Source organism: Methylobacterium nigriterrae, from assembly GCF_037106235.1.
Lineage (GTDB): Bacteria > Pseudomonadota > Alphaproteobacteria > Rhizobiales > Beijerinckiaceae > Methylobacterium > Methylobacterium nigriterrae.
On sequence record NZ_JBAWTG010000277.1, the window covers coordinates 1 to 2,852 of the forward strand.

Below are 2,852 nucleotides of genomic sequence, written 5' to 3' on the forward strand. Positions count from 1 at the left end.
TGCTGGTCCACGGCATCCGCCCACCACGCGTGCGGTTCCGGTCGACGATCGGCGATGCTGTCGTAGCCGCCCACAACAAGGCGGATGCCGAAGACGCCAGTCCCACCCTCACTCCAACTTGAGGATGGCAATCGGTCAACTCCTCGTTGCGGCCGATGCCATACATGTCGGCGGTGTCGAGGAAGGTCACGCCGAAGTGGAGCACGCGCTGCAGAGTGGCGACCGACTCAGCCCTGTCGAGGCAGGCGTAGAAGTCCGACATGCCCATGCAGCCGACGCCAAGCGCGGACACCTCTAGACCCGAGTGGCCGAGCTTACATGTCGTGTTGGGTGAACGATTTTCGCTCGATCTGTCCGCTGCCGTCGCGGCCCATCCGTTTGCTGTGAAGACGCTAAAACGCATGAACGTGGGCCTTGCAGCCCGTCGTGCAGCGGTGCGCACCGCCATCATGCCGGCGCGGCCGGAGAAGGTGTGAGATCCAGCCTCATGCGGCCTCATCCTTCTCGCGCAGTGCTGCTCGGAGGTCAGGCAGGGCGGCGATGTTCGCAGCGATCCGCTGTGCCTCCTCCCGCGACATGTACCCAGTGACCGCCCGTCGCTCGGTGTCATCCGAGAAGTAGACGTAGGCCAGCGGCGCACTGGCTGCGTCCTCGATGCGGAATGCCTCCTCAAGCTCGATGATGCGCCAGGGTGCGGAGAAGCGGCGAGCCTGCTCAATCATGCGACGGCTTGTACCTCCAAATTGCGGCTGCAGCATGCCCCGCTTTCTGATGAGCGCCGACATAAGCTCCTGAGGGACGAGCCTTGCCACGCCGTTCGGAAGGAAGTCGGTCAGAACGGCATCTTCGACGGCCTCAAGTCGTCGCTCGCCATCGAGTTCGGCGTGCAGCGACACACTCGGCTTCATCAGTACAATACCGTTCCGAACGGAACCGTGCTGAGCGGAGGCATCTAGCTGGGGCAAGGGAAAAGTAATGGGCCCGACCTCGCCACATTCTGATCGCGCGCCTTCGCGCCCGACCATGTTCGATGCTGCACTCAAGATCGGACTGCTAGCCTTTCTGCTCTACGCCTGCAGTCGGATCATGCTGCCTTTGTTTGACGACCTGCTCTGGTCGACAATCCTGGCGGTAATGTTGTATCCACTACATCTCCGCCTGCGCCTCCGACTCGGCAATCGCTGGTCGGCGCTGCTGATCGGGCTGGTTGGCGTCGCGGTGATGTTGGTGGCGATGGCTATCGTGGTGACATCGCTTGCATCTTCCATCTACGCGCTCGTCTCGGACCTAAGGAACCAGAGCCTGACCGTACCGCCGCCTCCGCCACGGCTTGCCGACATTCCGCTGATCGGCCAGAAATTGTCGGAGGCCTGGGCACTCGTTGCCACCGACATGACGGCGGCGCTCGCAAAATACGGCCAGACTTTGAAGAAGCCTGCGGCATGGCTCGTGTCGTTCGCTGGCGGCCTCGCTACTGCCGGACTATCGTTCGTCCTTTCTTTCGCAATCGCCGCCGTACTTGTCGCCTATGGTGAGGGTGCCACTGGATTTGCTCAGCGACTGTTGACGCGGGTCACCGGCAGCGCGGCGGAGGGAGCCCATATAAGGACGCTGACCGTTGTCACGATCCGCGGCGTGGCGCTCGGCGTTGTCGGCGTAGCGGTGATCCAGTCGCTGCTCCTCGGGGTCGGCTTCTTCACCATCGGCCTTCCAGGAGCCGGCTTTTTCACGCTCGCGGCGCTTTTGCTGGGTATCGTGCAGGTACCGGCGACACTGCTGACAGTGCCCCTGATCGTCTACGTCTTTGCAACCGAAGCAACGAAGCTGGCGATCATCTTTTCAATCTGGACAATTATCTCCGGGCTCAGCGACAATATTCTCAAGCCATTGATGCTCGGCCATGGACTGGAAGTGCCGATGCCGGTCATTCTGATTGGTGTCATCGGCGGCATGCTTGCCCACGGCCTTCTGGGTTTGTTTGTAGGGCCGGTACTCCTGGCCACCGGCTATGTGCTGCTCATTGGATGGTTGCGTCAGAACCCGGTCGAAGGCGGGCCGCAGATTGATGGTCCGGCGCCGTGATTGTGATCCTTGCTCTAGGCTTGCTCAGGCCAGTGGGCGAGCCAAGCGCGAATGCGGCGCCTGCGCATTTAGCGGCGGAATTTTCAAAGGCTCGTCAAGGCCGACTTCGGGCCGGGAGCTTTCATAATGCTCAATTCGCGCACTCCTAGGTTGTGTCCGAGTTGAAAGCGGCCGCCCTCTCAGCCTGCGCCATCACTCAGCAACACCTGGGCTGCGGCATCGGTCATATGTCATGGTCCGAGTAGCTCGCAGGGTATGTTCGCGAGGACGCAAGAGGCAGCGCGCATCTCGACTTGGAGAAGCGGGATCGTCATGCGCGCGACCAGCAATACGGCCGAGAACACCAGCACCAGCAACGCTACGCGGCGGCCATCGGAGCGCGCTGCTTCGCGCACCGGTAGGCTTGTAGGCATTGTCCCTACCCTCCCTCGGCGACACGTCATTAGTCTTGCAAGGCCCCGAGCGCTGCCCGCCGCCCCCGCAAGACCGTGAGGTATTCCTCGGTATCCCGCAGCGCCTACTCGGCCGCGGCGGTATCCCGACCGTGCCTCATCTGATCCGCGATGCGCGCAAGTTGCCCGATCTGAAGCCTCTCCTTCTTGGCGATGCCCCGCTTCGTGAGAGCCAGCTCGTAGGCGGCCGACCACGTCATGGTGCACCTCCATTGCTATGGCCGGTCCGCTGGGGCGAGCAGGCGTCCTGCGCGTTCGCCGCGCCCGTGAGCATCATGAGGGCGCAGACCCAGGTTTGAGCTTACAGGCCCGTATCAG

The 2,852-nt window shown here is 62.4% G+C and carries 5 protein-coding genes; 2 read left to right on the top strand and 3 right to left on the bottom strand.

Annotated elements, in window-relative coordinates:
- A partial coding sequence (locus WDW90_RS36040) for an aldo/keto reductase (protein ID WP_336492541.1) occupies positions 1-262 on the bottom strand: 262 nt, incomplete at its 3' end.
- Between WDW90_RS36040 and WDW90_RS36045 the strand changes: the two genes are divergently transcribed.
- Complete coding sequence (locus tag WDW90_RS36045) at positions 261-476, top strand: hypothetical protein (RefSeq protein WP_336492542.1); 216 nt, start codon at positions 261-263, stop codon at positions 474-476. The two genes, WDW90_RS36040 and WDW90_RS36045, sit on opposite strands and share 2 nt — an antisense overlap.
- Positions 477-485: 9 nt before the next feature.
- On the opposite strand, the gene WDW90_RS36050 is transcribed toward WDW90_RS36045, so the two are convergent.
- Complete coding sequence (locus WDW90_RS36050; RefSeq protein ID WP_336492543.1) at positions 486-896, bottom strand: hypothetical protein; 411 nt, start codon at positions 894-896, stop codon at positions 486-488.
- A 127-nt stretch (positions 897-1,023) separates the two neighbouring features.
- Between WDW90_RS36050 and WDW90_RS36055 the strand changes: the two genes are divergently transcribed.
- Positions 1,024-2,082, top strand: a complete 1,059-nt coding sequence (locus tag WDW90_RS36055) for an AI-2E family transporter (protein ID WP_336492544.1) — start codon at positions 1,024-1,026, stop codon at positions 2,080-2,082.
- Between the two features lie 517 nt (positions 2,083-2,599).
- Here the strand turns inward: WDW90_RS36055 and WDW90_RS36060 are convergent.
- Positions 2,600-2,734, bottom strand: a complete 135-nt coding sequence (locus tag WDW90_RS36060) for a hypothetical protein (RefSeq protein ID WP_336492545.1) — start codon at positions 2,732-2,734, stop codon at positions 2,600-2,602.
- Between the last annotated feature and the right edge of the window lie 118 nt (positions 2,735-2,852).